Source organism: Ideonella paludis (assembly GCF_018069865.1).
Taxonomy (GTDB): domain Bacteria; phylum Pseudomonadota; class Gammaproteobacteria; order Burkholderiales; family Burkholderiaceae_C; genus Ideonella; species Ideonella paludis.
In genome coordinates this window covers 147,038-173,932 of the sequence record NZ_JAGQDG010000001.1, presented here as the reverse complement: position 1 = coordinate 173,932, position 26,895 = coordinate 147,038, and the positions used below count along the sequence as shown (strand labels likewise).

Sequence of the window (26,895 nt, the reverse complement as noted above, 5' to 3'; positions counted from 1 at the left end):
TTCTGACATCGATTGCAATGTGGTGCCTCATGGATTCCACGCATGAGCGACGGGCGGGCGTTGTGATTTGTGTAGTTGAATTACTTCTGAGGGGCAGCCAGGTGCCTCGCCAAGAACTTCTCAACTCGGCTCCAAAAGTTGATCTGAGTTTCCTCGTCGGCCCAGCCGTGCCCAGCATCCGGAAACACCACCCACTCGACATTCGAGTTGTGGGGTTTGAGGGCGTCGCGCATCTTTTCGCCGTGGATCAAGGGGACACGTTCATCTTTGGCGCCATAGACCATCAACAATGGTGCTTTCAGGCGAGAGGCCTGGTGCAGTGGAGAGGCGGCTTTGAGAAGGTCGGCATCTTTGACGGGGTCGCCCAGCAATTGCGGCAATCCGTACTCTTTGATGGCATCGGTCATGTCACTCCAACTGACCGAGTAAAGCAGTTGTGGGTCTGACACACCCACCCAGTTGACGCCACAACGGTAGAGTTCAGGCTCCTTGATCAGGCCCATCATGGTGGCATAGCCGCCGTAGCTCGCGCCGATGATGCAGATGCGTTGCGGGTCGGCAATGCCTTGCGCAATGGCCCAACGGGTGGCGTCGGTGACATCGTCCTGCATCGCCAATCCCCACTGCTTCCAGCCTGCCTTGAAGTGGTCGGACCCAAAGCCTGTACTGCCTCTGAACTCTGGCTGCAGAACGGCATAGCCGCGAGTGGCCAGCAGTTGAACCTCTTCGTTCCAGCGCCAGTCGCCGCCACGCGACCATGGGCCGCCATGCACCATTACCACCAGTGGCAGACCCTTCTTGCTGGCGCCGGGCGGCAGGGTCAGGTAGGTCGGGACCTCACGGCCATCCCGGGCTTTGATCCGGACCAAGTCCATCTCACCCATCAGCCTGCCCTTGAGGTCAGGCCTGGCTTCGCCAAGTTTGGTGAACTTCTTGGTGTCGCGGTTGAAGACGTAGCTGACCCCGGGGTTGCGGTCGGAGAAGCTGCGGACCAGGACATGGGGGCTGTCGCCTTGGCGTGCAAAGCTCAATTCATTGACGGCTGCAGGCAGCGCTTTGTCCAGCGCGTCCTGGAGCGCTTGGGCGTCTTTTTGCAGCCAGAGCGTGACTGATGCGTCTGCCGTAAAGCGCAGGCCCACGAGTTGCTGTTGTCGCTTCAAAAAGGTCGGGAAGATGTCGAAACCCTCCACATGGGCGACAGGCGTCGGTGCGGGCCGCTGAGTTTTGAAGTCCCAACGGTAGACCCCCGCAAACCCGCCCTTCTGGCGACTACTGACATAGAGTTGATCTTGGCTATCGATCGCGAGCGGTACGATGTCCCCTTCCAAGGAAGCTTGATCGCTGAGCACCCTCCAGGGGCCGCCAACATCGCGGTATTCCATGGTTAAGCGTTGCCGGCGGTCGGTGCTGACCGCGCGTAACTCGTCTTGATCGTCAAACACCCAATGTGAGGCATGCGGGGGTGAGTCCACATCGACCCATCGCCCGGTCACCGTGTTAAGGCGCTTGATTCGTCGGTAATCGGCGCCCACCTTCTTATCCCATGCTTCGACCAAAGTCACCCAGACGTCGTCACTGTCAGCCTTGGCTGAGCTGCGCAGGAAGCGGGTGCCTTGCGGCAGCATTTCACGCGCATCAGGGCGCTTGGCAAAGTAAGAGACTGACTCCACCAACTCTTTGAAATTGCTGCCGTCTGCATTGACGGCAAAGAGACCGGCATTGAAGTCCCGCTCGTTGGCGGGCAGCAGCCAAACCGCCAAGTCAAACACCAGGCGGTTGTTGTTCACCCAATTCACGTGCCCCACCGAGGCATCGTTGAAGCTGGCGACGACCGTGGATTGCTGGGTGCTGAGATCCAGGACAACGAGCCGGGCTCGTTGGTCTTTGATGCGGACCTTGAAAGCCACTTTGTCTCCCTTGGGTGACAAGGTGGCGCCGGAAAAAACGGGCTCCTGAAACAGGGACTTGAGGCTGGGGGGCGGCGTTGTGGAGGCTTCTGTCTGTGCCAGCGCAGGGCTACAGAGCCCGAGTGCCACCACCATGCTCCAAGCTAGGCGATACGATGTCAGCATTAGTGAGTTCCTTGCTCTCTCTTTGCGTTGCGCAAGCGCTCAAGCCATGTTGACCTTAGCTGCGGCGCAGTGTTTGGCGATATACGCCTCATGGTCTGGCATCACGTTCACGCACTTGGCAATGACGGTGCGCACACTTTCGAGGTAAGCGGCGGTGTCGTCGGTCGGTTGTAGATCCGCCAAGGGGTTGTAGGCTTCCACCGGCTGGTTTTGCCCTTCGAGTACCTGCAGCCAACCGTCTTCGGTGAAGAGCTCATCGTCGATGCGCAGGACCCGACCGCGGGCGCGGTACAGCTCGATCTTGTGTGCCAAGGTGTCGGGCACGGACATGGCTGCACAGGCTTTCCAAAACTCGGCATCACTGCGCTGATTCACCTTGTAGTGCAGGATGACGAAGTCGCGGATGCGCTCGATCTCGAAACGACTCTGGCGGTTGTATTCCTTGATGTCGACCGGATTGAAGCCTTGATCTGGGAAGAAGTTAATCAAGCGCTGAATGGCTGACTGGATCAAGTGGATGCTGGTGGACTCCAGCGGCTCCAAGAAGCCGCTTGATAAGCCGATGGCCACCACATTCTTGTTCCAGCCTTGCTTGCGCATACCGGTGGTGAAGCGGATAGGGCGCGGGTCAGCCAGCGGCTTGCCGTCCAGGTTGCTGAGCAAGGTGGCCGCCGCTTCGTCATCGCTGATGAACTGACTGCAATACACATGACCATTGCCGATGCGGTGTTGCAGGGGGATGCGCCACTGCCAGCCGGCCTTGTGCGCCGTTGCACGGGTGTAGGGCAGTAAGCGCGGCGCAGACGAGCATGGCACCGCCAGGGCGCGGTCACACGGCAGCCAGTGCGTCCAGGGCTCATAGCCGGTCTTCAGTGTTTCTTCGATCAGCAAGCCGCGGAAGCCTGAGCAATCGATGAAGAAGTCACCCTCTACCCGCGCGCCACTCTCCAACTGCACGGCATCCACATGGCCATCAGGCTCACGTTGGCTGACATGAACAATCTTGCCTTCAATGCGCTGCACGCCGCGCTGCTCAGCGATGCCGCGCAAGTAGCGGGCATAGAGGTTGGCATCAAAGTGGTAAGCGTGGGCAATGTGGTTGAGGGGCGAGTTAGCAACCTCATCCGTCGCGGGCATGAACTTGTTGGCCTTGGCCGCCATGCGCGTGATCGAGTATTGCTCCAAGGGCTGGGCACGACCCAGGGCGCGCATCTTGCGCCAGTACTGGTCAAAGCGCGTGGTCCAAAGGTCTTGGCCTATCTTGCCAAAGCCATGCATATAGCGGTCACCCAGCTGGCCCCAATTCACAAACTCGATGCCGAGTTTGAATGTGCCTTGAGTGGCGCGCACGAAGTCGTTCTCGTCAATGCCAATGATCTTGTTGAACAACTGAATCATCGGGATGGTGGCTTCGCCGACCCCGATGATGCCGATGTCATCCGACTCCACCAGCTTGATTTGATAGCGCCCCTTCAGGATGGTGGCCAGCGCCGTGGCGGTCATCCAACCGGAGGTTCCTCCACCGACGATTACGATGGTCTTGATCAAAGCGGGCTGCATCGCGAACACCTTTGCAAAAGCAATGAAAACGGGGAGCCATCAGGCTCCCCGCGAGGATATACGAGGTGTCTATGCGCTAGGGCATCAACACCTGTGTTCCTGATGTCGATCAGAACTTGTAGTTCACGCCGAACAGATAGGACTTGCCGAAGACCTTACGCTCTGTCGTGGCACCCGAGGTGACGTCGTACTGAGCGAACTCTTCGTTGGTCAAGTTGTTAGCCTGAGCCAAGATCGACAAGCCTTTCAGCGGACCCGATTCGAACTCGTAGTTGGCCTGCAGGTCCACCACGGTCTCGCCCTTGATGAAGGTGTACTTCTGCTGGTCTTGGTAGTCCGAGATGGAGCCCAAGTATGCAGAGCGATTACGCCCGGCAACGGCGATCTGCCAACCATGGTTCTCGTAGTACAGGCGCAGATTGGTCACTTCCTTGGACAGGCCAGGCAGCGGGATGGTGGGCGAGCTCACGTTCTGGGTCGAGAAGCCGGCCGAAGCCAACTTGAGCGAGCTGGACGTGTTGGAGTAGTTCACCTGAACACCGAAGCCATTGAGCGCTGGGGTCAGCAGAGAGAACGGCACGTTGACGGCCAATTCCACACCGCTGATGGAGCCGCCGCTGCCGTTGATCGGCTGAGTCAGCCAGCCCACTGTGCCGGAAGGGGGGACGACCGTGTTCGGTGTAACGAAGGGCGCGTAGTCGAACGGCTTGGCAACCCTCAAGATGTAGCTGGACAGTTCCTTATGGAAGCCTGCAACGCTGACGTAGCCCTTCTTGCCAAAGTACTTCTCAAAGGACAGGTCGATGGCGTTGGCGCGGAAAGGCTTGAGTTGTGGGTTCCCTGCCGAGCCGTTCAGCAGCGCCACTGTACCGCCGCTTCCATCCAGCGCTGGTGCATCGTTCTTCACGCCGAAGTCCAGGCCGGCCTTCATGTCTTCCATGTTCGCGCGTGCCAGCACTCGACCCAACCCAAGGCGCAACACTTTATCCCCGCCCAGGTCGGCGGTCAGGTTGAGGCTAGGCAGGAAGTCGTTGTAGCTTGCACCGCCAGAGATGGCGGTGTAGCCGCAGGTGTGATTGCCAGTATTGCAGGTGTTCTTGTCCACCAAATAACCCAAACCGGTCTGCTTGGTGCTGATCATCTGCAGGCCGACATTGCCGCGAATCGGCAAACCAGCCACAGTGGAGTCTAGGTCGCCCTTGATCATCAAGGTGTTGACCTTCTCCTCAACACCCCAGCTCTTGCCAACGATGTCCGAGTCAGTCCAAGGATTCAGGCGGTAGACCGAACCCAAGGTCCCCACCGGGTTGAAGTTCAAGGTCGGAATGCCCGTCAGGCCGCCAACACCCACGCTTGCACCGGGCATGTCAACCGCGGCCAAGCGGTTGATGTAGTTGCCATTGGCGTCAACAGTGCCATTCACAAGCAATGCGCCCTCATTCGTGACGCGCTCCTTGGTGCGCTTTTGAAGGTTGACGCCCACATCGACGGCTGTCAGAGGACCCCAGCTCAGGTCACGCTTGCCCGACAGGCGCAATGCGGTGATGTCGTCGGTGGTCTTGGGGTTGGCGTAGTAGCCGGCTTGGGCGGCAGAGCCACCTGCCCAACCTTGAACGTCAGTCAGCTTGATCAGGGCAGGGTCGGCGTAGTTCAAGCCGCTGGTGTACTTCACGTCCGTGAAGTTGGTGCCATTGAAGCCGCTGAAGGAAATGGTGTCGGCGGCGTTGTAGGTGTTGCCTGCCAAACCAGCCGTGGTTTCAAAGCGAACGGAGTCCTTCACGACTTGGGAATAGGACAGGTCGCTCTTCAAGGTCCAGCCACCTGTCTTCAAGGTGTTGGCCCAGCCAATCGACTTCAGGGTGTCGGTGTAGTCTTCATTGTGGTTACGGATCACACCCTTCCAGTTTTCAAACGTGCCGGAAGTAGCGATGCCGTTAGACACAGTGGCGTTGATCAGCTTGCCGCCAACGTCGTTTGCACCAGCAGACAATCCGCCCAATGGGCCTTCCAGGCCCCGCTTCTTCACGGAGAAATCGCCCTTGGAGTAGAACAGGTCCAAGATCGACTCAAACTCTTTGTTGGGCTTGTACTGGAACACGCCCATCACACCGGTACGCTCGGAGTCGGTCGTCTCAATGTCGGTGGTGAAACCGCCAGGGGTCTTCACTTTGCCGCCGTTGTAATCCACGTCAGCTGCCCAGCCGCCCCAGCTGTTGAAGTTGGCGCGTGCGCCGCCACGGGTCTTGGCTTGCGTCAGACCCAGGGCCACGCCGATGGTGCGATCAGCAAACTGGTCGATGTACGACAGGGCGAAGCGGTCACCATCACCTGTGGTGAAGCCGGGCTCATTCACCGCCTTGGTGGCATGCTCTTTGCGGTAGTTCACCACCACATTGCGCTGACCGAAGGCCAGAGGGCGGACGGTTTGAAGGTCGATGGTGGATGACAAGCCCAGGCCCGCCAAGCTGGCGTCTGGGGTCTTGTAGATCACCACGCCGCCCAACAGCTCGGACGGGTATTGGTCGAATTCCACACCACGGCTGCCTGCTGTAGAGGCTTGTTCACGGCCGTTGAGCAAGCCGCCGTTGAAATCAGGGGACATCCCGCGAACGCTGACTTGTTGCGATTTGCCGGTCACGGCGCTGCGTTGCGCGGTCACGCCAGGGAGGCGGGAAATCGATTCAGCGACAGATGCATCAGGCAGCTTGCCGATGTCTTCTGCAGAAATGGCTTCGACGATCTGGTCAGAGTTCTTCTTGACGTTGATCGCGTCCTCAATGCCCTTGCGAATGCCCTTGACCGTCACGGTCTGGGTTTCGGTCGAGGCGGCGGCTTGGGCATAGGCCTGGCCGCTGATCAGGATCAGCACCGAGCAGGCGGCGGCGATGGGGGTCAGGGCCGGTGAGTGGCGGCCGGCTTCAAGCGGGCTGCGCGTTTGGCGAGAGCGGGTCATTCAAACCTCCTGGGGCTGAAAACAACGAGATAAAACGTGGCGGCCAAGGGCCATGAGCCGACACGGGGACCTGGGATCGATGGTCAGTGTGTACCAAAACTAGATTTACATGAAGCGGACGCAAACCCTAATTCACGACGCCTCCGTGCTTGTTTCCTAGGGGTTACACGAATCTTCTCCCCGTTAACTAGGGAAAGCACTAGGGTTGGTGTGGCGCCAATGCCGCAATTTTGGTCTTCAGGATGAAGGTGAATGTAGTCAAAGTACATCTCCAAGGAGGGGTTGGCTTACGGCTGGAGGCGACTGTTCACTAAGATGGCAGCCTTCAAGAACAGGAGACGGCATGGCATCCAAGTTTGGGCAGGGCGGACGGGCTCACGGCGACAGGCCGTATCCGGGGCGAGGGGAGCGTGCGGATCGGGTGGTGTGGCCCGTGCTGCGTCGCTGGCGCGCGTGCTTGACGCTGCTGTTGGCAGGGCCTGCGGTGCTGTCGGCTCAGCCCGCACAGAACCTGCGCCTGCATGTGCCCTCGCCTGATTGGCGCGACCAGATCATTTACTTTGCGCTGACCGACCGATTTGCCGATGGCAACCCCGGCAATAACGACCAAGGCGCGGGGGTGTACAAGCCGGGCCGCTTGGCCTACTACCAGGGCGGCGACTTGCAGGGCTTGCGCCAGCGCCTTGGCTATGTGCAGGGCCTGGGTGCGACGGCTTTGTGGATCACGCCGCCGGTGCTCAACCAGTGGTGGGATGGGCACTACAGCAGCTATCACGGCTACTGGGCGCAAGACTTCACCAAAGTGGACCCGCATGTGGGCACGCTGCAGGACTATCGCTTGCTGAGTGATGCGCTGCACCGCCGTGGCATGTACTTGGTGCAAGACATCGTGGTCAACCACACCGGCAATTACTTCTACATCAAGCCAGGAGCCCCAGCGGGGCAAGAGGCGCAGCATTGGGTGCCGCACCCGGGCTCGCGCCCCACCTCCGCGCCGACGCAGAAGCCTTTCGACATGAATGATGTGCGCCGTGCCGAGCACCGTGCGGCGGGCATCTATCACTGGACCACGGATGTCACCAACTACCAAGACCCGCATCAGTTGCTGAACTATCAGATGGCGGGCTTGGACGACTTGAACACCGAGAACCCGGTGGTGCGCCGTGTCCTGCGCCAAAGCTATGCGCATTGGATCAAGGAGGTGGGGGTGGATGCCTATCGGGTGGACACGGCGTTCTACGTGCCGCCTGACTACTTTGCCGATTTGCTGTACGCCAAAGACCCCAAGGCACCGGGCTTGATGCAGGTGGCGCGCCAAACCGGCCGGCGCGACTTCTTTTTGTTTGGCGAAGGCTTTGCCATCGATAAGCCCTATCAAGACAGCGAGGCCCAGCGCATCGAGCGCTACATGAGCGGCCCCAAGGGCGAGGCGCTGCTGCCGGGCATGCTGAACTTCCCGCTCTATGGCAGCGGCTCCGAGGTTTTTGGGCGTGGTGCGCCCACGGCCGTGCTGGGGGACCGCATCACCCGCATGGTCAAGATGCATCCTCGCCTGCACTGGATGCCCAGCTTTGTGGACAACCATGATGTCGATCGCGCCTTGGCCGGCACCTCAGTGCGCGGGCTGGAGCAACACCTGCTGGCACTGATGACGCTGCCGGGCATCCCGGTGCTCTATTACGGCACCGAGCAAGGTTTTGCTCAGCCGCGCACGCCCATGTTTGCGGCGGCCCGGCCCGACGGCAAAGACCAGTTCGACACCGCACACCCGCTCTACCAGCGCATTGCGGGGCTCACCGCCTTGCGCAAGGCGCACAGCGTGTTGCGGCGCGGTGTGCCCACGGTGCTGACGCAGCAAGCGAATGGGCCGGGGGCTTTGGTCTACAAGATGGTGCACGGGGCGGATGTCGCAGTGGTGGCCTTCAACACCGCGCCGTATCCGGTCTTGGTCGATAGCCTGGCGCTCGGCCTGCCGGCGGGCCAGCGGCTGGAGGCGCTGTACGGCTTGGACGGCATGCCCGCCTCCTTCACGGTGAATGCCCAAGGCCAAGCGCACTTGACCCTGCCGCCCCATAGCGGCTTGGTGTGGCGCTTGGTGCCGGGGGGCGCGGCAGGAGCTGCGGCCGTGGCGCCCAGCGCGGGTCCGCGCATCGACGGGCAAGAGGCCGTGCGCACGGTCAGCGGCGCCTTTGAGGTGCAGGGCCAAGGTGCCAGCCCAGAGTCGGGCTGGCTGTGGGTGGTGGATGGCGATCTCTCGCAGGCTCAAAGCGTGAGCCCGCAGCCCGATGGCCGCTGGCAAGCGCGGGTGGACACCTCGGCCATGATTGACCCGGCCATTGCGCACCGGGCGGTGCTCTGGCACCCAGGGCGCCAGCAGCTGTCGCCTCCCCTGATGTTCAACGTGAAGCTGCCCTGGCAAACCGCTTTGGATGTGGAGGACCCGAAGGGCGACGACCGAGGGCCTACGGGCCGCTATGTCTACCCCACCGACCCGAGCTGGGGGCCGCATGCCCAAGCCGACATCCGCCAGGTGCGTGCCGAGGTGGCGAGCGGCGCCTTGCGCCTGAGCATTCAGATGAACGAAATCACCCGCTCATGGAGCCCCGCGCTGGGCTTTGACCATGTGATGCTGACGGCCTTCATCGAGCTGCCTGATGAGCCGGGCGGCGCCACCGTCATGCCGCTGCAGCGCGGCACGCTGCCCGAGGGCATGCGCTGGCACCGGCGCCTGCGGGTGGGCGGGTGGTCGAATGCCTTGTTCTCGCACGAGGGCGCCAGCGCCACCTCCGAGGGCCGAGCCATCGCACCGGCTGCCGCGCTGCGCGTGGATGCGGCCACGCACACGATCCACTTGACGTTGCCAGCTTCGGCGCTGGGGCAGCGCGCGTCGCTGAAGGGTGCTCGCGTCTGGATCAATACCTGGGATTGGGATGGCGGCTACCGCGCGCTGTTCAGCCAGCCGCGCAGCCACAGCTTTGGCGATGGCGGCGGCGATGCCCAAGGCCCGCTGTGGATGGATCAAGTAGGGCCGTTGACTTTGCCGTGAGGTGGCGGCCTCAAGGCAAGGTCAGTTGCAGCACTCGCTCACGGGCCCACGCGGCGGCTTCCTCATGCAGAAGGTGGACCGTGCGGGGGTGGCTGTCAGCCCATGCTGTGCTGTAGCTCAGGTCGGCGACGCCGCTGCGAGCCTGCAGCCGCAGGGCTTTCTCGGTGACCTCGCCGCGCGCGTGGCACTTGATCACGGCCAACCGCAAACACATCACCTGCAAGGCGCGCAAGGGGTCTTCCACGACGGCGCCTAGTTTGCGCAAGCCGCCGCGCTGGCCCAGGATGAGCTGGCTGAGTTGCTGCTGCTGGCTTTGCGAGAAGCCGGCAATGTCGGCATGGGCGACGATGTAGGCGCTGTGGCGGTGGTGGTCGTGGTGCGAGACGGTCATGCCGATCTCATGCAGATCCGCGGCCCAGCGCAGCTCGTGCCGGCGCTCGGGGTCGGCCTTGGGGCAGGCTTGATCGAACAGCGCGAGTGCCACCTTGCGCACGCGTTGGGCTTGCGCCGCATCCGCGCCAAAGCGCTCCAACAGGCCCGCCACGGCGGTGTCGCGCAAGTCTTCGGCCTCGGGTTGGCGCAGCGCACGCAGGCGCTCATGCAGGTCGATGATCACCCCCTGGCGCAGGGCGCCCTTGGCGGGCTGCATGGCGGCAATGCCGAAGTGGGTGGCCAGGGTGTAGAGGATGCACAGGCCCCCGCCAATCACGGCGCGCCGGTCGGGCTTGAGGCCTGGCAGGTCCAGCGCATCGACATGGCCGGCCTCCAGGCAGCGCTCGATCAGCCAGCGCAGGCTCTCTGGGGTGATGCAGCCATCCGTCACGCCGCAGGCTTCCAGCACTTCGGAGACGGCACCCGCCGTGCCGGAGGAGCCCAGGGCTTCATCCCAGCGGCGGGGGTTGAAAGGGGCGAGGGCTTCTTCAAGCTCGGCCCCCGCTGCAATCTGGGCGGCGCGAAAGGCTTCAGGGGTGAAGCGCCCCTCCGCAAAATAGCGCATGGACAGACTGACGCTGCCAATGCCGAAGGACTCGGCGGTGCTGGGCGTGCGCCCGGCGCCTAAGATCATCTCGGTCGAGCGCCCGCCAATGTCCACCACCAAGCGGCGCCGGTTGGACGGCTGCAAGAAGGCCACACCCGCATAAATGAGCCGAGCCTCTTCGCGCCCAGAAATCACTTCAATGGAGTAGCCCAGCGCCTCTTGGGCGCGGGCCAAAAAGGCGTTGCGGTTGCGCGCCTCGCGCAGGGTTTGGGTGGCCACGGCGCGCACGCGGGCGGCCGGCATGCCTTGCAGGGCTTGAGCAAACTGCTGCAGGCAGGCCAAGCCGCGCTGCATGGCGGCTTCGGTCAAGTGGCCTTGGGCGTCCAGGCCGGCGCCCAGGCGCACGGTTTCTTTGATGTACTGCAGGCGCTTGTAGCGGCCATCGCGCACGGTACCGATCTCCAGCCGAAAGCTGTTGGAACCCATGTCGATGGCGGCCAGGGCATCGCGGCTGAAAAGGGAGGCGCTGTGGTAAGGCATGGCGCGATTGTGCCGCTGCTTCATGAGGGAGCTGCTACACCGGTCTGCCCGGTGTGCACCGAGGCCAGGCCTTGTCGCGCAATGGTCACGCAAGGCGGCCTTCGTACAATGCGGCCACCATGCCTCAATCCCCCGCGCGCGCGCTCGAATTCATCCTCACCCTGTCCTGCCCCGATACCAAGGGCATTGTTCACAGCGTCTCTGGCCTGCTCTATCAAGCAGGTTGCAACATCATCGACTCACAGCAGTTTGGCGACGTGCAAGGCGAGGGCTCCACGGGCTTGTTCTTCATGCGCGTGCACTTTGAGGCGCCGGCCCATCTGGCTGATGCCCGCACCTTGGCGCAGTTGTTCGGCCATGTGCGCACGCAATTCAGCATGGCGGTGAAGTTCCATGCCGTGAGTGACCGACCCAAGGTCTTGTTGATGGTGAGTCAGCACGGCCATTGCCTGAATGATCTGCTGTTCCGCTGGAAGAGCGGCCAGCTGCCGGTGGACATTCCGGCCATCGTCTCCAACCACACCACTTTTGCGGACCTGGCTGCCAGCTATGGCATTGCCTTTCACCACCTGCCGCTGCCGACGGGCTCGGACGCCGCCACCAAGCGCGCCCAGGAGCAACAGGTTGAGCGCTTGATCGACGAGCACGACGTGGACCTCGTGGTGTTGGCCCGCTATATGCAAATCCTCTCGCCCGAGTTCTGCCAGCATTTGGCCGGGCGCGCCATCAACATCCACCACAGCTTCTTGCCCAGCTTCAAGGGCGCCAAGCCTTACTACCAAGCCCATGCGCGTGGGGTGAAGCTGATCGGTGCCACCGCCCACTACGTGACGCCGGACTTGGACGAGGGCCCCATCATCGAGCAGGATGTGGCGCGGGTGGAGCATTCGCTCTCGGCGGACGACCTGACCGCCGTGGGCCGCGACGTGGAATGCGTGGTGCTGGCCCGTGCCGTGCGCTGGCATGTGGAGCGCCGTGTCTTGCTCAATGGCCACCGCACGGTGGTCTTCCGCTGACCCCACTCCACCACGACCACCATGCCACGCCACAAAGCCCAAACCGCTGCCCTGATGGCCTCGCCCGACGATGTCGAGGCGCAGTTCTATGAAGCGTTGCGCGAGGCCGATATCGACAAGTTGATGGCGCTGTGGACGGAAGAGGACGACATCGTCTGCATCCACCCCGGTGGCCCGCGCATGGTGGGCCATGTAGCCATCCGCGCGGCATTCGAGGCGGTGTTTGCCAATGGCGCGATCCAGGTGCACGCCGAGAACGTGCGGCGAGTGCAGTCCCTCAGCAGCTCGGTGCACAGCGTGATGGAGCGGGTCGATCTGCTGACGGCAGAAGGGCCCAAGGTCGGCTGGGTGATGGCCACCAATGTCTACTTCAAGACCACCCAAGGCTGGCGCTTGGCTGTGCACCACGCCAGCCCCGGCACACCGCATGCCCCGCCCGAGGTGGTTGAGGCACCGTCGGTGCTGCACTGAACGTGCCCTTGCAGCACTACCAAGCCCCTTGGTGGCTGCCGGGCGGCCATGCGCAAACCATCTGGGCTGCGCTGTGGGCGCGGCGCGGTGTGGTGGAGCCTCTGGCCTTTCAGCGCGAGCGCTGGGCCACGCCGGATGGCGACTTCATCGATGTGGACTTTCGCTTTGGTGAGCGTGCTGCGCCGTGGGTGGTGTTGTTCCACGGTTTGGAAGGCTCCTCGCAGAGCGCCTATGCGCAGGCCTTTGCGGTCTGTGCACAGCAGCGCGGTTGGAATTTTGCGGTTCCTCATTTCAGAGGTTGTTCGGGCGAGTTGAATCTGGCGCCTCGGGCGTATCACTCCGGCGACTTTGAAGAGATTGGCTGGATCTTGTCGTGCTTGCGGGCGCGCTCGGTGCACCCGCTGCGGGTGGCTGGGGTCTCGCTGGGCGGCAATGCCTTGCTGCGCTGGGCCCAAGAAGCCGGTGAGGCGGCTGCACAGACCGCCAGTGCGGTCGCCGCCATCTGTTCACCCATCGACTTGGCCGCTTGCGGCCATGCCATCTCACGAGGCTTCAGCCGACAGGTCTACACGCGCATGTTCCTGCGCTCCATGAAGCCCAAGGCACTCGCCAAATTGCAACAACACCCCGGCTTGTTTGACCGCGACAGATTGCTGGCGGCGCGTGACCTGTACGAGTTCGACAACCTCTTCACCGCACCGCTGCACGGCTTCAAAGACACCGAGGACTATTGGGATCGGGCGTCCGCCAAACCGCATTTGGCGCGCTTGCGCATTCCGGCGCTGGTGCTGAATGCTCGCAACGACCCTTTTGTGCCGGCCGAGTGCTTGCCCCGCGTGGGCGAGGTGGGGGAGTTTGTGCGCTTGTGGCAGCCCGAGGCCGGTGGCCATGTGGGCTTTCCGTCAGGGCGCTGGCCCAGCCAGGTCGTGACCATGCCCGGCGCCGTATTGGACTGGCTGGCTCAACCCCACTAAGCTGCGCTCATGGACGACATTGTCAAAGCCGCCTTGGCCAAATGGCCGCATGTGCCGGACTGCGTGGGTTGGCTGGCGCTGGATGCGCGCGGTGATTGGTATATGCGGGACGACCGCACGCAGGCGGCCGGGCCTTTTCCGGCCGTCAAGGGCAGCAAGATCGTCCACGACAAGCTGCGCGAGTTCATTGGCCGCAATTACGAGGCCGATGCCGCAGGCTGCTGGTTTTTTCAAAACGGGCCGCAGCGTGTGTATGTGGAGCTCGAAGCGGCGCCCTGGGTGTGGCGCCTGCACCGGCACGACGATGGCGCCTTGGCTTGCGAGAGCCACACAGGACAGCCCGCTGCGGTGCAGCAGGCCTGGCTGGACGAGGAGGGGCGGCTGTTCGCGCTGACCACGCTGGGATTGGGCCTGGTGCACAGCCAAGACACGGGCCTGGCCGCTGAGGAAATCGAGGCTGGCCGCTGGGTGTTGCATGAGATGCCCTTTGGCCACATGCCGCAGCACTTCGGCTACATCCTGAGCCCGCAAGCCGCCCGCCGCTGAGGCACAAAAAAACCACCCGAAGGTGGTTTCTTGTGGGGCCGCTGCGCGGCTGCTGGAAGAACGCTGCTTACTGCGCGGCGCTGGCGGCAGAGGCGGCGGCCGGTGCCTTGGGCTCGTCGAACTTGGCGCCACCTTGGTTGGCCATGTAGACCACGGCACGGCCGATCTCGACATCCGAGAAGTCGCCGCCGCCTTGGGCGCCCATCGCGCCCTTGCCCTTGAGCGCAGAGGTCAGCAGCGCGTCGTAGCCCGTTTTCACGCGCGGGCCCCAAGCGGCGGCATCGCCCACCTTAGGTGCGCCAGCAGCGCCGGAGGTGTGGCAGGCCGAGCATTGGGCTTGGAACACTTGCTCGCCAGTCTTGAGCACGGCGTTGTCACCGCCCACCTTCAAGGTCACGGCGCCGATGGGCTGAATGCGTTGAGCCACGGCTTCTTCGCTCAAAGCTTTGGTGCCGGGGGCGCTCTTGTTGCCGCTGGCGACGAAGTTCACCAAAAGAATGATGCCGATGATGGGCACCACAAATGAGGCCACGACCGACCACACCAGTTGCTTGGGGGTCTTGATGGGCCCTTCGTGCGGCAGATCGTGCTGGGCGTTGTCGTGAGCGTCGCTCATGGAATCCTCGGTCGCTGGCTGTAAGAGATTCAGCGCCTACAGCGCTGAGTAAGAGGCCTGAGCACAACTCAGGGGCTTGATGTCGCGCGGGGGCGCGGCAAGAAAGCCGGTCGATTATAGCGGTGCTCAGCCCGTACTTTGAGTGCCGCGGCCTACGCCGCTTTGGCGCTGCTAGAATGCACGCTTCAACTCCCATGACAGGCGCCCGTAGCTCAGTGGATAGAGTACTGGCCTCCGAAGCCAGGGGCCGCTGGTTCGATCCCAGCCGGGCGCGCCACATCACCTTCGTCGAGCATGGCTCCGAGGTGGCTACGAGTCCTCCGGGCCGGCACTGAGGGGAGCACCCCACAGTGTTGCGATGTTTTGCCGCATCGCACCGCAAGCTCCGCCCCCGCGCGGCAAGACGACGGCGAGTGCCAGAAAGGAGCGGCTATGGTGACAGGACGGTTCCATTCTTGGCCCATTAGGGGCTCACTCATCATGGTGGTTGGCGATTCTTTTTGGCGGCGTGAGGCACGTCCTGGGCTTTGGGCTGGGATCCTGGTCGCAAGCCTGTTGGCCCTGGCGGGGTGTAGTTCCACACCCACGGCTCCGGCCAAAGCGGACAAGCCACCCGTGGCGAGCAAGCCAGCCCGGGTGGCCCTGCCACCGGGCGCCGATGGTCCGCCTGAACTGCCCGGTCCAGACCCCGCCACCATTGCCGATGCAGCGCCCAAGGTCGAGCCCATTCGACAGGGCGGGCCCAACAAGCCGTATGAGGTGCTGGGTGAGGCCTATGTGCCGCTGACCAAGGATGAGCCCCTGGTGGAAACCGGCTTGGCCTCCTGGTACGGGCGCAAGTTCCACGGTCGCCGCACAGCCAGTGGCGAGGTCTACAACATGCACGCCATGACGGCCGCCCACAAAACCATGCCCATCCCCAGCTATGCGCTGGTGCGCCATGTGGCCAGTGGGCGTGAGGTGGTGGTGCGCATCAACGACCGCGGGCCGTTTGTGGCGGGGCGGGTGATCGACCTTTCTTATGCCGCCGCGGGCAAGCTGGGAGTGCTGGGTGGAGTGTCTCCGGTGGAGGTGCGGCGTCTGACCCACGACGACATTCGCGCCATGGCTGAAGGGAGCGGCTCGGTGCAGGCGGCTGCGCCGGCCGTGCCTGCGCCCAGCGCGCCGCCTGTTGCGGTGGCCAAGGCCGTCGCGACGCCTGTGCCGCCTGCGATGGCGCCACAAGCCACCGAACTGCCTGGCAAGTCACCCACCACCGACCGTGCCTACACCACGGCGGCGGTGGGCTTCTGGTTGCAATTGGGCGCCTTCGGCCGCGCTAACGGCGCTTACAGCTTTCAGCAAAAGGTCTCCGCGGGGCTGGATTGGCTGGCACCCTTGCTGACCGTCTTTGCCGATGGCCGCTTGCACCGCCTGCAGGCCGGGCCTTACCCCAGCCGGGAGGCGGCGCAAGAGGCTGCTGCTCAAGTGCGTGCAGCCTTGCAATTGGTGCCCTTGGTCGTCGAGCGTCGCTGAGCTGGGCGGCCTGCAGGCTTGGCCGCGCTGCGCCTTGTCTGTCGCAGGTGCAGCCTGTCCGCTCTTCCGTGCAGCGTGTCGCTTGCGGGCTGACGTGGGCTCGGCGGGCCCGTACAGTGGCTCCATGGTGACTCCGCGACGAGTGACCTCGACCCAGTAGCTTGGTGAACGCCCATGAACACGACTTCCCAACCCCCTCTGCACAGCAGCAACCGCTGGCAGCGCTTTGCCCGAGCCACGGTGCAAGGCTTCCACGCTTACGCCAATTGGCTGGTGAGCATCACGTGGCGGCGGTTCGCGGTGTTGTCGGTGCTGCTCTTGATCTTGGCGGCCATCCTTCAAGAGGTGCCGCCGTTCAGCTGGCGCTTCACGGAAACGATTGAACACCCCGTCACGCAGGCCACGCCGCCCAAGCCGAAGCCGACGCCCAAGGCCCCCGAGGCGCCCAAACCACCCGAGCTGCCGGCCTCAGAGGCCTCGCCGGTCGCCCCTGCGGAGGTGCCGTCAGCACCTGCCAAGAAAGGGCCTGGTTTGAAGATTGGTGGTGAGCGGGTCGACATCACCATTGACGAAAACGGTGTCCGAATCCTGTCGCGAGAGAAAGCCGCAGCAGCGTCAGGCGCAGCCGCCTCAGCCGCCTCGGCCCCACAAACCAAAGCCTCAGAGGGCCAGTTCGGGGTGGTGGTCAATCATCAGCCGGTGGTGGAGATCACGGCGGGCGACAAGGGCGTGAAGATCACCTTGCCGCCGGGCGCTGACGCCGAGGCCGTGCGTGAGGCGATTGATCAGGCGCGCCAGGATGTGGTTGAAGCCTTGGAAGCTGAGCGCGAAGTGGAAGAGGACTTGGCCCGCGCGGTGGAGCGCGGCAGGCAGGTCTCGACCCGCGAAGTGCGTCTGGGCGACGCCCTGCCCCAACTGGCCTTTCTGTGGATCGTCGCGTCCATCATCCTGAAGATCACCTACAAAGGCCGCATGCAGGCCGAGGTGAAGGCCGCCCAAGCCACGGAGACTGCGGAGGCCGAGTCGCTGCGCCGCCAAGTCTTGGAGGCCCGGGTCGCTGCCATGCAAGCGCAGGTCGAGCCCCACTTCTTGTTCAACACCTTGGCCTCGATCGACTTTCTCATCGAGACGGACCCACCGCGGGCCAGCCAGATGCAGAAGAACCTGATCGCCCTGCTGCGCGCCAGCATGCCCACGATGCGTGACACCCATGAAGGCGGCTCGCGCGACCTGGGCCGTGAGCTGGCCGTGGTGCGGCCCTATGTGGAGATCTTGAAGGTCCGCATGGAAGAGCGGCTGGAGGCCAGCATCGAGGTGCCAGAAGGTTTGTTGTCTGCCGAGTTCCCGGCGATGATGATTCAGACCTTGGTGGAAAACGCCATCCGCCACGGCTTGGAGCCCAAGGCAGAAGGCGGCAGCTTGCGCATCGCGGCCGAAATCATCCACGGCAAGCTGAGCGTCACAGTGGCTGACACGGGCGTGGGCTTTGGCAACGCTGCCACTGCGGGTACAGGCGTGGGCCTGGCCAATATCCGCGAGCGCTTGCAACTGCTTTATGGCAACCAAGCCAGTGTGACCGTGGTCGCCAATCAGCCCTGCGGCACCAAAGTCACCCTCACCGTGCCCTACAAGACACTGGCCGCAGAGGCTTGAGCGTGTCGCCGACTGACAGGAGAAGATCATGAGATTCATTGTTCGTTTTCTGCTGTGCGCCTTGCTGGTGGGCGTGCTGGCTGCGGTGGTGCTTGGCGGCTTTGCGCTGGAGCTGGCTGCAGGCGCTTGGCCGGATGTGTCCATCGTCATGGATGACGAGGTCTACCGTTGGCCGGCGCCCAGCGCCGAAGGATTTGGATGGTGGGTGGCAGGGCTGGCGTTGGCGCTGGTATTGGTGGTGCTGATGGTGCCCTTGATCCTGCTGTTGGGCTTGGCAGTGCCCTTGCTCTTGGTCGTGCTGATGCTGGGTTTGCTTTTTGCAGCAGCGGCCTTGGCTGTGGCACTGGTGTTGTCGCCTCTGTGGCTGCTCGTGTGGGCGCTGTGGCGCGCACTGCGCCCAGCAGCGCCACAGGTTTTGGCAACACGGGCCTGACGGACCGGCGACTACACAGGCCCCACTATCATGACAACCATGACATCTACTGCTCCCAACGTGTCGGCCCCCCGTGCGGTCTTGGCCGATGACGAACGCTTGATGCGCGACCAACTCCGAGCCCGGCTGGCCGAGGTTTGGCCAGACCTGACCATCGTGGCCGAGGCCAAGAACGGCCTAGAGGCGGTGGAGCTGGTGCAAGAACATCGGCCCGATGTGGTGTTCCTCGACATCCGCATGCCCGGCATGACAGGCGTGCAGGCCGCGCGCGAGATTGCCCAGATGGAAACGGGCGACGATGAAGTTCTGCCCGAGATCGTGTTCATCACGGCCTACGACCAATACGCCGTCGAGGCTTTTGAGCAAGGGGCCACCGACTACATCCTGAAGCCTGCCGAGGTGGAGCGGCTCAAGCGGATGGTGGAGCGTTTGCAGGCGCGGCTGAAGGCGCGAGCGCACCCGGAGTCTTCAACGGAAGATGCTCCGGCACCTTTGCAGCAGCTCTTGCACCGCTTGGCGGCCAACACAGGCGGCCAACCGCGCACTTATCTCAAGTGGATTCAGGCCAATGTGGGCGCGGCCATTCAGATGATCCCCATCGAAGAGGTGCTGTTTTTCATCAGCGATGAAAAGTACACCCGGGTGCAGACGGCGACCGTCGAGGCCTTGATCCGCAAGCCCATCAAAGAGTTGGTGGATGAGGTGGACCCTGAGCGCTTTTGGCAGATCCATCGCTCAACCTTGGTGGCCGTGCCTGCCATTGCCGGCGTCACGCGGGACTATCGTGGGCGCCAGATCGTGGCCGTCAAGGGCCACACGGAAAAGCTGGAAGTCAGCCGCAGCTACGCCCATCTCTTCAAGGGCATGTGACGCGACAACGGCGCCCGAGAGCGCCGTGTGGGGAGTCAACAGGGGCTGCGAAGGGGGGCAGCTTAGCGCGCCATCTCCAAGGAGTAGACACCGTTGACGTTGCCGGTGCCGCCGGACTTCCAGGTGACACGCACATACAGGTCCAGCGGGGTCTTGCCCTTGTTGGTGTAGCTCATGCTGTCAACGCGGCCAGCCGGGAGGTTGCCGCCCGTGGCCAACACAGTGCCGGTCAGATTGCGAATCTCGATGTCGAGGTTGGCATCTTGAAGCGGCAGGATGCGCGCCGAGAAGGCTGCGCCCACGGGGAGCGTGACCTTGAAGACATCGGCGTCCTTGAGCGGCCCGACATTGCCCAAGATGCGCACGGCCGGCGCCGTGATGGATTGTGCGGTGGCGTGGGTGTTGTTGGGTTCAGCCTCGGTCACGTTCACCACATTGGTGTTGGCGCTCAAGAAGGCCCTCTGGGTGAGCAGGGCTGCATCCACGATCCCCGTGCCGCAGGAGGCGCAGGCTGCAGGGAAGGCGCGCACCATGCTGCGCAGCAAGGTCTCGGTTTCATAAGGCATCAGGCTGGGTCGACGCGCCAGCAGCAAGGCCGCAGCACCGGCCACATGAGGCGTGGCCATCGATGTGCCTTGATAGTACTGGTAGGAGTCGTTGCCCGGGGTGGTGGCGCCGGTGTTCAGTGTTGACAGCACGCCGTCTGCGGCCCCTGTGCTCATGCTGCCACCCGGTGCGGCCACGTCGACCACCGAGCCGGTGTTGGAGTAAGACGCCTTGCCGCCCTTGCGGGTGGTGGCTGCAACGGTGATCACGCCGCGGCAATTGGCGGGAGAGAAGTTGTTGGCCGATGCATTGGAGTTACCGGCAGCGACGATCACCACGGCTCCGCGGCTGCGAGCCGTGTCGATCGCAGTTTGCAGGGTGGCCGAGCACGGGCTCATCCCGCCCAGCGACAGGTTGATCACGCGCGCAGGGTTGGGGTTGTTGCTGACGCCTGGCACCGAGGCGCCGGCGGCCCAAGCGATGCCATCAGCGATGTCAGAGTTGTAGCCGCCGCCACAGCCCAGGGCGCGGATCGGCACGATCTTGGCGCCCGGGGCCACGCCCACGCCGCCAATGCCGTTGTTGGCCACAGCGGCGATGGTGCCGGCCACATGGGTGCCGTGCCAGCTGCTGTTGCGGCCGTTGCAGCCATCGCCCACGTCGCTGGCGTCCATGTCGCGGCCATCTCCGTCCAACGAAACGGCGGCGGTTGAGATCATGTCCGCCCCCGGCAGCAGATTGGCCACCAAGTCAGCGTGGGGGCGTACACCGGTGTCGATCACCGCCACGTTGATGCCCGTGCCGATTGACAGGTCCCACGCCGCTGGCAGGCGCAGGCCGCCGGAAACCTCGTGGTAATGCCACTGCAGGCCGAAGTAGGGGTCGCTGGGCACGGCTTGAGGCTGGGCGATGTAGTCCGGCTCGGCGTACAGAATATTGGGGTCATCCGCCATCAACTGGGCAGCGGTGGCCTGCAGGGAGGCTACCGAGCGCTTGCGGTCCAGCTTCAGCACTTGAGCGCCGTTGCCGTTGTGATGCACGGCCACGGCTTGCAGCCCTGCGCGAAACAGGCTGGCGTGGCTGGCGCTGCTGATCTGGGCGGCCGAGTAAGCCTGAGCGCGGGTGTTGGCATTGCGGTAGCGGATCACCAAGCGATCCGTGCTGGCGCTGGAGATGGGGGCCAGCAGGCGCGCCGGGGCCGTGGCGCGCAGCTCGGGCTCCAAGGGCTCGCTGACCTGGAAGCGGATGCTGCTGTTGGGCGCGGCCACTGCCAAAAGGCTGGCGAGCGACAGCGCGCCCATGAGGCCGACTCGGCGAATGTGGGGAAGAAGAGGGAGAGACAAGAACTGCATAGGACGCTTTCGCCGGTAAAGGTTTCGGGCCCTCTATCGCCCGCTCGATCCATGGCTTAAGCGGCCCCGCTGTCGACATGCGCCAATTAATTGACAGTCTGCGTCGGCTCTAGAGGCCGCTAAAACGACGCCTTGAAGGTCTGTACCCCGCTGGAAACCCATCAAAAGCGGGCAAGCGACACAATAGATGCCACTGGTCTTAGATTTAGAAGGGCGAGCTGGATGACTGAGGTTCTGTTCGAGGCGTCACCCATCGACGCACCGGCCTCGCTGTTGGGTGAGTCCCCGTTTTGGCATCCCGATGAGGCGGCGTTGTATTGGTGCGACATTCCGGGCAAGCGATTGAACCGCTTTCACCCCCCGTCGGGACGGCACACGTCTTGGGTCTTCGATTGCGAGCCCGCGTGTTGTGCCCCCATCTTGGGCGGTGATTTGCTGCTGGGTATGCGGGACGGCCTATGGCGTTTCAACCCGCAGACGGGTCAGCGCACGCCCTTGGCGCCAGCGCCTTACAACCCCGCCCATGAGCGTTTCAATGATGGCAAGGCAGACCCGCAAGGGCGGTTCTGGGTCGGGACGATCTATGAGCCTCGTGATCCCGCTTTGGCGCACCTCTACTGCTGGGATGAGGGCCGCCTGACCGAAGTGGCGGGGGGCGTGACCGTCAGCAATGGCCTGGCCTGGAGCCCGGATGGCGCGACGCTGTATTGGAGCGACACCAAGAGCCATCGCGTGCGAACTTTTGCGATGGATGTGCGCACAGGGCAACTGAGCCAAGAGCGAGAGTTTGCAGCCTTCCCCGTTAAGCAAGTGGGGCAGGATCTGAGCACTTATGGCGGGCGGCCCGACGGCGCTGCTGTCGATGTGGAGGGTTGTTACTGGACCGCAATGTTTGAGGGTCAGCGTCTGCTGCGCCTCTCGCCAGCGGGGGACGTGCGGCGTGAAGTCCGCTTGCCTGTGCGGTGCGCCACCATGCCGGCCTTTGGTGGCCATGACTTGCGCACGCTCTATGTCACGACAGCGCAAGAAGGTCGCCCCGCGACAGAGCTGGCCGCGCAGCCATGGGCGGGGCGGGTGCTCCAACTGCGTGTAGAGGTGCCCGGCTTACCCGTTAACTTTGCGCGTTAGCCCGCCGACGCTGAAAGGCTGCGCCAGCAGCGACAGACCCACGGCAGCGCTGTTCTGTCAACAGTAGCCCTGCCTGGTTCGGGATCAAGCGGGGGCGGCAGCGCGGGGTTTGCCCCTATAATTCCGAGGCTTTGCTGCTCTTAGCCCAAGGATTTGCTCAATGTCTCAGCGGCGTGATGAATCATCTGGACCGCGCCCGGACCCTTGGGCTGACTTGGAAGATGAGGGCGCAAAGGCGCCGATCAAGCCCCTGACCCGTCAAGAGGCACAGGCTTTATCGGCCAAGAACCCGTCCGTTTCACCATGGCGGGTCATCGCAGCGCAAGCTGTGGTGGGTGGGGTGATGGCTGCTCTGGTGGCGCTCATCACTCGTGAACAGGGGTTTGTGTGGTCGGTGCTGTATGGCGCTGCCACTGTGGTGGTGCCGGGCGCTTTGATGGCGCGCGGCATGACCAGTCGGCTCAGCAGCCTGGCGCCCGGCGTTTCCGCCGTCAGCTTCATGTTGTGGGAGTTTGCGAAAATCGGCGTTTCGGTGGCCATGCTTGCCTTGGCCCCGAAGCTTGTACCCGGTTTGAGCTGGCCAGCGCTGCTGGTGGCTCTGGTCGTGTGCATCAAGGTTTATTGGGTCGCGCTCTTGTGGCGAGGCCGAGCGAAGATTTAGAGACTGGACGAGGCGAAAACATCATGGCAGCTGAAGGCCGAGCACCGACCGCGGGCGAGTACATCGTCCACCACCTGACGCACTTGCAGAACCACAAGCCGTCTGGCCCGTTCGATCTGACGGTGCTGAACTACGACTCGCTGTTCTATTCCACATTGTTGGGTCTGTTGGGCTGCTTCCTGCTTTGGAAGGCGGCTCGCAAGGCCACCTCTGGCGTCCCGGGTCGCTTCCAGGCGGCGGTGGAGATCTTGGTTGAGATGGTGGACAGCCAAGCCAAGGGCATTGTTCACAACGCCGAAAGCCGCAAGTTGGTGGCTCCTCTGGCCTTGGTGGTGTTTGTCTGGATCTTCCTGATGAACGCCATGGACTTGCTGCCGGTTGATCTGCTGCCTGTGTTGGGCGAGTTGATGGGCGTCCACTACCAGCGCGTCGTGCCGACGGCCGACTTGTCCATCACCATGGGCTTGTCTGCGGGTGTGTTGCTGGTGTGCTTGGCCTATAACGTCAAGATCAAGGGCTTGGGCGGCTGGATTCACGAGCTGTTCTCTGCACCCTTCGGCTCCCACCCTGCGCTGTGGATCCCGAATTTCTTGATGCAGATGATTGAGTTTGTCGCCAAGACCGTCTCTCACGGCATGCGACTGTTCGGCAACATGTATGCCGGCGAATTGATCTTCTTGCTGATCGCCCTGATGGGCGGCGCGTTCGCCTCGGTGGGCCTGGGGACGGGCATTGGTCTGGCCATTGGCCAAATCATTGCCGGCTCGGCTTGGGCGATCTTCCACATCCTGATCATCACCTTGCAGGCCTTTGTGTTCATGATGCTGACGCTGGTGTACATCGGCCAGGCGCATGACGCTCACTGACAGTGCATCGCACTGATCTGGATATCTCGTTTTCTTTTTTCCTTACTTAACCTCTCGACTAGGAGTCATCATGGAAGTTATCAGCTTTGTTGCTCTGGCCGCTGGCCTGATCATTGGTCTGGGCGCTGTGGGCGCTTGTATCGGTATCGGCATCATGGGCAGCAAGTACTTGGAATCTGCCGCACGTCAGCCTGAGCTGATGGGCGAGTTGCAGACCAAGATGTTCCTGTTGGCTGGTCTGATCGACGCGGCCTTCATTATCGGTACCGGTATCGCTCTGTGGTTCGCTACGGCTAACCCGTTCTTGGGCCAGATCGCCCAAGCTATCGCTGCAGGCGCGAAGTAATTCGACATTGTCGAGAGAGGCTGGTGTGCGCTTTGCGGCGCACACCTTGCTGAAGATTCCCTCACCGTTTGAGGCCATCAAGTGAGCATCACCGGAACCCTCATCGTCCAGATGATCGTCTTTGCGATCCTCGTCTGGTTCACGATGACCTATGTGTGGCCGCCGATCGCCACCGCACTCGATGAGCGTGCGAAAAAGATCGCCGAAGGCCTTTCGGCTGCTGACAAAGCCAAGGCTGCGTTGGCGGATGCCGATAAGAAGGTCGTCGCTGCGTTGTCGTCCGCTAAGGATGATGCCGCCAAGCGTTTGGCTGACGCAGAGCGTCTGGCCCAAAGCCTGGTGGAAGAGGCGAAAGCCCGCGCATCTGAAGAAGGCGCAAAGATTGTGGCTGCTGCCAAGGCAGAAGCCGAGCAAGAAGCCGTCAAGGTCCGCGAGACCCTGCGCGAACAAGTTGCTGTGCTGGCCGTCAAGGGCGCAGAGCAAATCTTGAAGCGCGAAGTCAATGCTGGCGTTCACGCTGATTTGTTGAACCGTCTGAAGACGGAACTCTGATCATGGCTGAGCTTGCAACCATCGCCCGCCCTTATGCCGAGGCCCTGTTTCGGGCCGTCGGTGGCGACAATGCCCAAGCGCTTGCTTCGCAGCTTGAAGCTGTGGGCCAAGTGTCGGGCAATCCGCAACTGCGCCAGTTCGCCGACAGCCCTAAGGTGTCTGCCCAGCAAGTGTTCGATTTGGTTGCCAGCGTGGTCAATGCCACGATGTCGCCCAAGATCAGCAATCTGCTGAAGGCCGTCATCGACAACGGTCGTCTGGTCGCGCTGCCTGAAATCGCCGCCCAATTCCGCGCGCTGGTCAACGCCAGCTCCGGTATCTCCGACGCCACCATTTACAGCGCCTTTGCCTTGGATGCAAGCACACTCGCTGAAACGGTCGCGACCCTGGAGAAGCGCTTCGGTCGCAAGCTCAATGCCACGGTTGTCATTGATGAGTCTCTCATCGGCGGCATTCGTGTGGTGGTGGGTGACGAAGTGCTGGACACCTCGATCAAGGCCCGCTTGGAGCAAATGAAAGTGGCCCTCACCACCTGAGTGGTGGGTTTGCGCGATCTGAACTTCATCCAACCCACGCGGCACATCCATTTGACGACCGTCTGAAAAGGTCGTCACGCTTTCGGAGAAAGCAATGCAACTCAATCCTGCAGAAATTTCGGAACTCATCAAGAGCCGTATTGAAGGCCTCGGCGCCTCGACGGACATCCGCAACCAAGGCACCGTGGTCTCGGTGACCGACGGCATCGTCCGCGTGCACGGCCTGTCCGACGCGATGCAGGGCGAAATGCTGGAATTCCCGGCTGGTAAGGACGGTCAACCCTCCTTCGGCTTGGCCCTGAACCTCGAGCGCGACTCTGTCGGCGCCGTGATCTTGGGTGAATACGAGCACATCTCTGAAGGCGACACCGTGAAGTGCACGGGCCGCATTCTGGAAGTGCCGGTCGGCCCCGAACTGATTGGCCGCGTGGTCAACGCGCTGGGTCAGCCCATCGACGGCAAGGGCCCGATCAACGCCAAGATGACCGACGTGATCGAAAAGGTCGCTCCTGGCGTGATCGCCCGTAAGTCGGTGGACCAGCCTGTGCAAACCGGCCTGAAGTCGATTGACTCCATGGTGCCCGTCGGCCGTGGCCAGCGCGAGCTGATCATTGGTGACCGCCAAACCGGTAAGACGGCTGTCGCGATCGACGCCATCATCAACCAGAAGGGTCAGAACATGACCTGCGTTTACGTCGCGATTGGCCAAAAGGCCTCGTCGATCAAGAACGTGGTGCGCGCTCTGGAACAAGCTGGCGCGATGGAGTACACCATCGTCGTGGCAGCGTCGGCCTCTGAATCTGCTGCGATGCAGTACGTGTCGGCCTACTCGGGCTGCACGATGGGCGAATACTTCCGCGACCGCGGCCAAGACGCCCTGATCGTTTATGACGATCTGTCCAAGCAAGCTGTGGCCTACCGCCAAGTCTCGCTGCTGCTGCGCCGTCCTCCGGGCCGTGAAGCCTTCCCTGGCGACGTGTTCTATCTCCACAGCCGTCTGCTGGAGCGTGCCGCTCGCGTCAACGCCGACTACGTCGAAGCTTTCACCAAGGGCGAAGTCAAGGGCAAGACTGGCTCGCTGACCGCGCTGCCCGTCATTGAGACACAAGCCGGTGACGTGTCCGCTTTCGTGCCGACCAACGTGATCTCGATCACCGACGGTCAGATCTTCTTGGAAACCAGCCTGTTCAACGCCGGTATCCGCCCTGCGATCAACGCCGGTATCTCGGTGTCCCGCGTCGGTGGTGCAGCCCAGACCAAGCTGATCAAGTCGCTGTCCGGTGGTATCCGTACCGACTTGGCCCAGTACCGTGAATTGGCGGCTTTCGCCCAGTTCGCGTCTGACCTGGACGAAGCCACTCGCAAGCAGTTGGACCGTGGTGCTCGCGTGACCGAGTTGCTCAAGCAAGCTCAGTACTCGCCCCTGTCCATCAGCCTGATGGCTGCCACGCTGTATGCCGTGAACAAGGGCTATATGGACAGCATCGATACCAAGAAGGTCTTGGCGTTCGAATCTGGCCTGCACCAGTTCCTGAAGTCCAGCCACGCTGCTCTGCTGGCCAAGCTGGAAGCGGACAAGGCCATGGACAAGGCTGCTGAAGAAGAACTGAACGGCGCCATCGCCGCTTTCAAGAAATCTTTCGCCTAATGCCATTGACCGGTGG

General features: G+C 62.7%; 22 protein-coding genes and 1 tRNA gene. 17 read left to right on the top strand and 6 right to left on the bottom strand.

The genetic code is table 11. The annotated features are described in order from the left end of the window. Positions 1–80 precede the first annotated feature (80 nt). The 3 genes from KAK11_RS22105 to KAK11_RS00690 all read right to left on the bottom strand — a co-directional run bounded on the left by KAK11_RS22105 (position 81) and on the right by KAK11_RS00690 (position 6,585). Positions 81–1,907: an alpha/beta hydrolase family protein gene (locus KAK11_RS22105; protein WP_210805158.1), complete on the bottom strand. Its 1,827-nt coding sequence runs from the start codon at positions 1,905–1,907 to the stop codon at positions 81–83. 204 nt (positions 1,908–2,111) lie between these two features. Continuing rightward, positions 2,112–3,632, bottom strand: coding sequence for a tryptophan halogenase family protein (locus tag KAK11_RS00695; protein ID WP_210805156.1), 1,521 nt, complete (start codon positions 3,630–3,632; stop codon positions 2,112–2,114). A 109-nt stretch (positions 3,633–3,741) separates the two neighbouring features. Beyond that, positions 3,742–6,585, bottom strand: a complete 2,844-nt coding sequence (locus KAK11_RS00690) for a TonB-dependent receptor (protein WP_210805154.1) — start codon at positions 6,583–6,585, stop codon at positions 3,742–3,744. A 343-nt stretch (positions 6,586–6,928) separates the two neighbouring features. Between KAK11_RS00690 and KAK11_RS00685 the strand changes: the two genes are divergently transcribed. Then, positions 6,929–9,631, top strand: coding sequence for an alpha-amylase family glycosyl hydrolase (locus KAK11_RS00685; RefSeq protein WP_210805152.1), 2,703 nt, complete (start codon positions 6,929–6,931; stop codon positions 9,629–9,631). Positions 9,632–9,641: 10 nt separating this feature from the next. Here the strand turns inward: KAK11_RS00685 and KAK11_RS00680 are convergent, their stop codons facing one another. Continuing rightward, on the bottom strand, positions 9,642–11,150 hold the full coding sequence (locus KAK11_RS00680; RefSeq protein WP_210806567.1) for a Ppx/GppA phosphatase family protein: 1,509 nt from the start codon (positions 11,148–11,150) through the stop codon (positions 9,642–9,644). A gap of 119 nt (positions 11,151–11,269) precedes the next feature. Between KAK11_RS00680 and purU the strand changes: the two genes are divergently transcribed. From purU to KAK11_RS00660, 4 genes are read left to right on the top strand one after another with little or no spacing between them, the layout of a single operon-like run. Further along, positions 11,270–12,166: a formyltetrahydrofolate deformylase gene (gene purU, locus KAK11_RS00675; protein ID WP_210805150.1), complete on the top strand. Its 897-nt coding sequence runs from the start codon at positions 11,270–11,272 to the stop codon at positions 12,164–12,166. Positions 12,167–12,187: 21 nt separating this feature from the next. Next, a complete protein-coding gene (locus KAK11_RS00670; RefSeq protein ID WP_210805148.1) occupies positions 12,188–12,637 on the top strand; it encodes a YybH family protein in 450 nt (149 codons plus the stop codon). Positions 12,638–12,639: 2 nt separating this feature from the next. Further along, positions 12,640–13,611, top strand: coding sequence for a YheT family hydrolase (locus KAK11_RS00665; protein WP_375140657.1), 972 nt, complete (start codon positions 12,640–12,642; stop codon positions 13,609–13,611). A 9-nt stretch (positions 13,612–13,620) separates the two neighbouring features. After that, positions 13,621–14,157, top strand: a complete 537-nt coding sequence (locus KAK11_RS00660) for a DUF2946 family protein (protein ID WP_210805146.1) — start codon at positions 13,621–13,623, stop codon at positions 14,155–14,157. 67 nt (positions 14,158–14,224) lie between these two features. On the opposite strand, the gene KAK11_RS00655 is transcribed toward KAK11_RS00660, so the two are convergent. Then, positions 14,225–14,773, bottom strand: a complete 549-nt coding sequence (locus KAK11_RS00655; RefSeq protein WP_210805144.1) for a c-type cytochrome — start codon at positions 14,771–14,773, stop codon at positions 14,225–14,227. 201 nt (positions 14,774–14,974) lie between these two features. Here KAK11_RS00655 and KAK11_RS00650 point away from each other — a divergent pair. From KAK11_RS00650 to KAK11_RS00630, 5 genes are all read left to right on the top strand, one after another. Then, positions 14,975–15,050, top strand: a tRNA-Arg gene (locus KAK11_RS00650). Between the two features lie 338 nt (positions 15,051–15,388). Next, entirely contained in the window at positions 15,389–16,288 is a 900-nt protein-coding gene (locus KAK11_RS00645) for a septal ring lytic transglycosylase RlpA family protein (RefSeq protein ID WP_210805142.1), read from the top strand. A 174-nt stretch (positions 16,289–16,462) separates the two neighbouring features. Next, positions 16,463–17,941 (top strand): sensor histidine kinase, encoded by a 1,479-nt coding sequence (locus KAK11_RS00640; RefSeq protein ID WP_210805140.1) that lies wholly within the window; start codon positions 16,463–16,465, stop codon positions 17,939–17,941. A gap of 28 nt (positions 17,942–17,969) precedes the next feature. Further along, the gene (locus KAK11_RS00635; protein ID WP_210805138.1) at positions 17,970–18,374 is read left to right on the top strand and encodes a hypothetical protein; all 405 of its coding nucleotides are present in this window, start codon (positions 17,970–17,972) and stop codon (positions 18,372–18,374) included. A gap of 39 nt (positions 18,375–18,413) precedes the next feature. Beyond that, complete coding sequence (locus KAK11_RS00630; RefSeq protein WP_210805136.1) at positions 18,414–19,244, top strand: LytR/AlgR family response regulator transcription factor; 831 nt, start codon at positions 18,414–18,416, stop codon at positions 19,242–19,244. Between the two features lie 62 nt (positions 19,245–19,306). Here the strand turns inward: KAK11_RS00630 and KAK11_RS00625 are convergent, their stop codons facing one another. Beyond that, positions 19,307–21,091: a S8 family peptidase gene (locus KAK11_RS00625; RefSeq protein ID WP_210805134.1), complete on the bottom strand. Its 1,785-nt coding sequence runs from the start codon at positions 21,089–21,091 to the stop codon at positions 19,307–19,309. A 273-nt stretch (positions 21,092–21,364) separates the two neighbouring features. On the opposite strand from KAK11_RS00625, the gene KAK11_RS00620 reads away from it, so the two are divergent. From KAK11_RS00620 to atpA, 7 genes are all read left to right on the top strand, one after another. Then, entirely contained in the window at positions 21,365–22,270 is a 906-nt protein-coding gene (locus KAK11_RS00620) for an SMP-30/gluconolactonase/LRE family protein (RefSeq protein ID WP_210805132.1), read from the top strand. Between the two features lie 160 nt (positions 22,271–22,430). Beyond that, positions 22,431–22,931 carry an ATP synthase subunit I gene (locus KAK11_RS00615; protein WP_210805130.1) on the top strand — a complete coding sequence of 167 codons (501 nt, stop codon included), beginning with the start codon at positions 22,431–22,433 and terminating at the stop codon, positions 22,929–22,931. Positions 22,932–22,954: 23 nt separating this feature from the next. Then, on the top strand, positions 22,955–23,797 hold the full coding sequence (gene atpB / locus KAK11_RS00610) for a F0F1 ATP synthase subunit A (protein ID WP_210805128.1): 843 nt from the start codon (positions 22,955–22,957) through the stop codon (positions 23,795–23,797). Between the two features lie 70 nt (positions 23,798–23,867). Beyond that, entirely contained in the window at positions 23,868–24,143 is a 276-nt protein-coding gene (atpE, locus tag KAK11_RS00605; RefSeq protein ID WP_246498182.1) for a F0F1 ATP synthase subunit C, read from the top strand. An 81-nt stretch (positions 24,144–24,224) separates the two neighbouring features. Further along, positions 24,225–24,695 (top strand): F0F1 ATP synthase subunit B, encoded by a 471-nt coding sequence (locus KAK11_RS00600; protein WP_210805126.1) that lies wholly within the window; start codon positions 24,225–24,227, stop codon positions 24,693–24,695. 2 nt (positions 24,696–24,697) lie between these two features. After that, complete coding sequence (locus KAK11_RS00595; RefSeq protein WP_210805124.1) at positions 24,698–25,231, top strand: F0F1 ATP synthase subunit delta; 534 nt, start codon at positions 24,698–24,700, stop codon at positions 25,229–25,231. Positions 25,232–25,325: 94 nt separating this feature from the next. Further along, entirely contained in the window at positions 25,326–26,879 is a 1,554-nt protein-coding gene (gene atpA, locus KAK11_RS00590; RefSeq protein ID WP_210805122.1) for a F0F1 ATP synthase subunit alpha, read from the top strand. Positions 26,880–26,895: the final 16 nt, after the last annotated feature.

Bases quoted from the DNA above. Each gene is read 5' to 3' on its own strand.
- KAK11_RS00685 (WP_210805152.1), top strand. From the start codon at position 6,929: ATGGCATCCAAGTTTGGGCAGGGCGGACGGGCTCACGGCGACAGGCCG.
- KAK11_RS00640 (WP_210805140.1), top strand. From the start codon at position 16,463: ATGAACACGACTTCCCAACCCCCTCTGCACAGCAGCAACCGCTGGCAG.
- KAK11_RS00655 (WP_210805144.1), bottom strand. From the start codon at position 14,773: ATGAGCGACGCTCACGACAACGCCCAGCACGATCTGCCGCACGAAGGG.
- KAK11_RS00660 (WP_210805146.1), top strand. From the start codon at position 13,621: ATGGACGACATTGTCAAAGCCGCCTTGGCCAAATGGCCGCATGTGCCG.
- KAK11_RS00670 (WP_210805148.1), top strand. From the start codon at position 12,188: ATGCCACGCCACAAAGCCCAAACCGCTGCCCTGATGGCCTCGCCCGAC.
- KAK11_RS00690 (WP_210805154.1), bottom strand. From the start codon at position 6,585: ATGACCCGCTCTCGCCAAACGCGCAGCCCGCTTGAAGCCGGCCGCCAC.
- KAK11_RS00680 (WP_210806567.1), bottom strand. From the start codon at position 11,150: ATGCCTTACCACAGCGCCTCCCTTTTCAGCCGCGATGCCCTGGCCGCC.
- KAK11_RS00620 (WP_210805132.1), top strand. From the start codon at position 21,365: ATGACTGAGGTTCTGTTCGAGGCGTCACCCATCGACGCACCGGCCTCG.
- KAK11_RS00635 (WP_210805138.1), top strand. From the start codon at position 17,970: ATGAGATTCATTGTTCGTTTTCTGCTGTGCGCCTTGCTGGTGGGCGTG.
- KAK11_RS00695 (WP_210805156.1), bottom strand. From the start codon at position 3,632: ATGCAGCCCGCTTTGATCAAGACCATCGTAATCGTCGGTGGAGGAACC.
- KAK11_RS00595 (WP_210805124.1), top strand. From the start codon at position 24,698: ATGGCTGAGCTTGCAACCATCGCCCGCCCTTATGCCGAGGCCCTGTTT.
- KAK11_RS00615 (WP_210805130.1), top strand. From the start codon at position 22,431: ATGTCTCAGCGGCGTGATGAATCATCTGGACCGCGCCCGGACCCTTGG.
- KAK11_RS00630 (WP_210805136.1), top strand. From the start codon at position 18,414: ATGACATCTACTGCTCCCAACGTGTCGGCCCCCCGTGCGGTCTTGGCC.
- KAK11_RS00625 (WP_210805134.1), bottom strand. From the start codon at position 21,091: ATGGGCGCGCTGTCGCTCGCCAGCCTTTTGGCAGTGGCCGCGCCCAAC.
- purU (WP_210805150.1), top strand. From the start codon at position 11,270: ATGCCTCAATCCCCCGCGCGCGCGCTCGAATTCATCCTCACCCTGTCC.
- atpB (WP_210805128.1), top strand. From the start codon at position 22,955: ATGGCAGCTGAAGGCCGAGCACCGACCGCGGGCGAGTACATCGTCCAC.
- atpA (WP_210805122.1), top strand. From the start codon at position 25,326: ATGCAACTCAATCCTGCAGAAATTTCGGAACTCATCAAGAGCCGTATT.
- atpE (WP_246498182.1), top strand. From the start codon at position 23,868: ATGGAAGTTATCAGCTTTGTTGCTCTGGCCGCTGGCCTGATCATTGGT.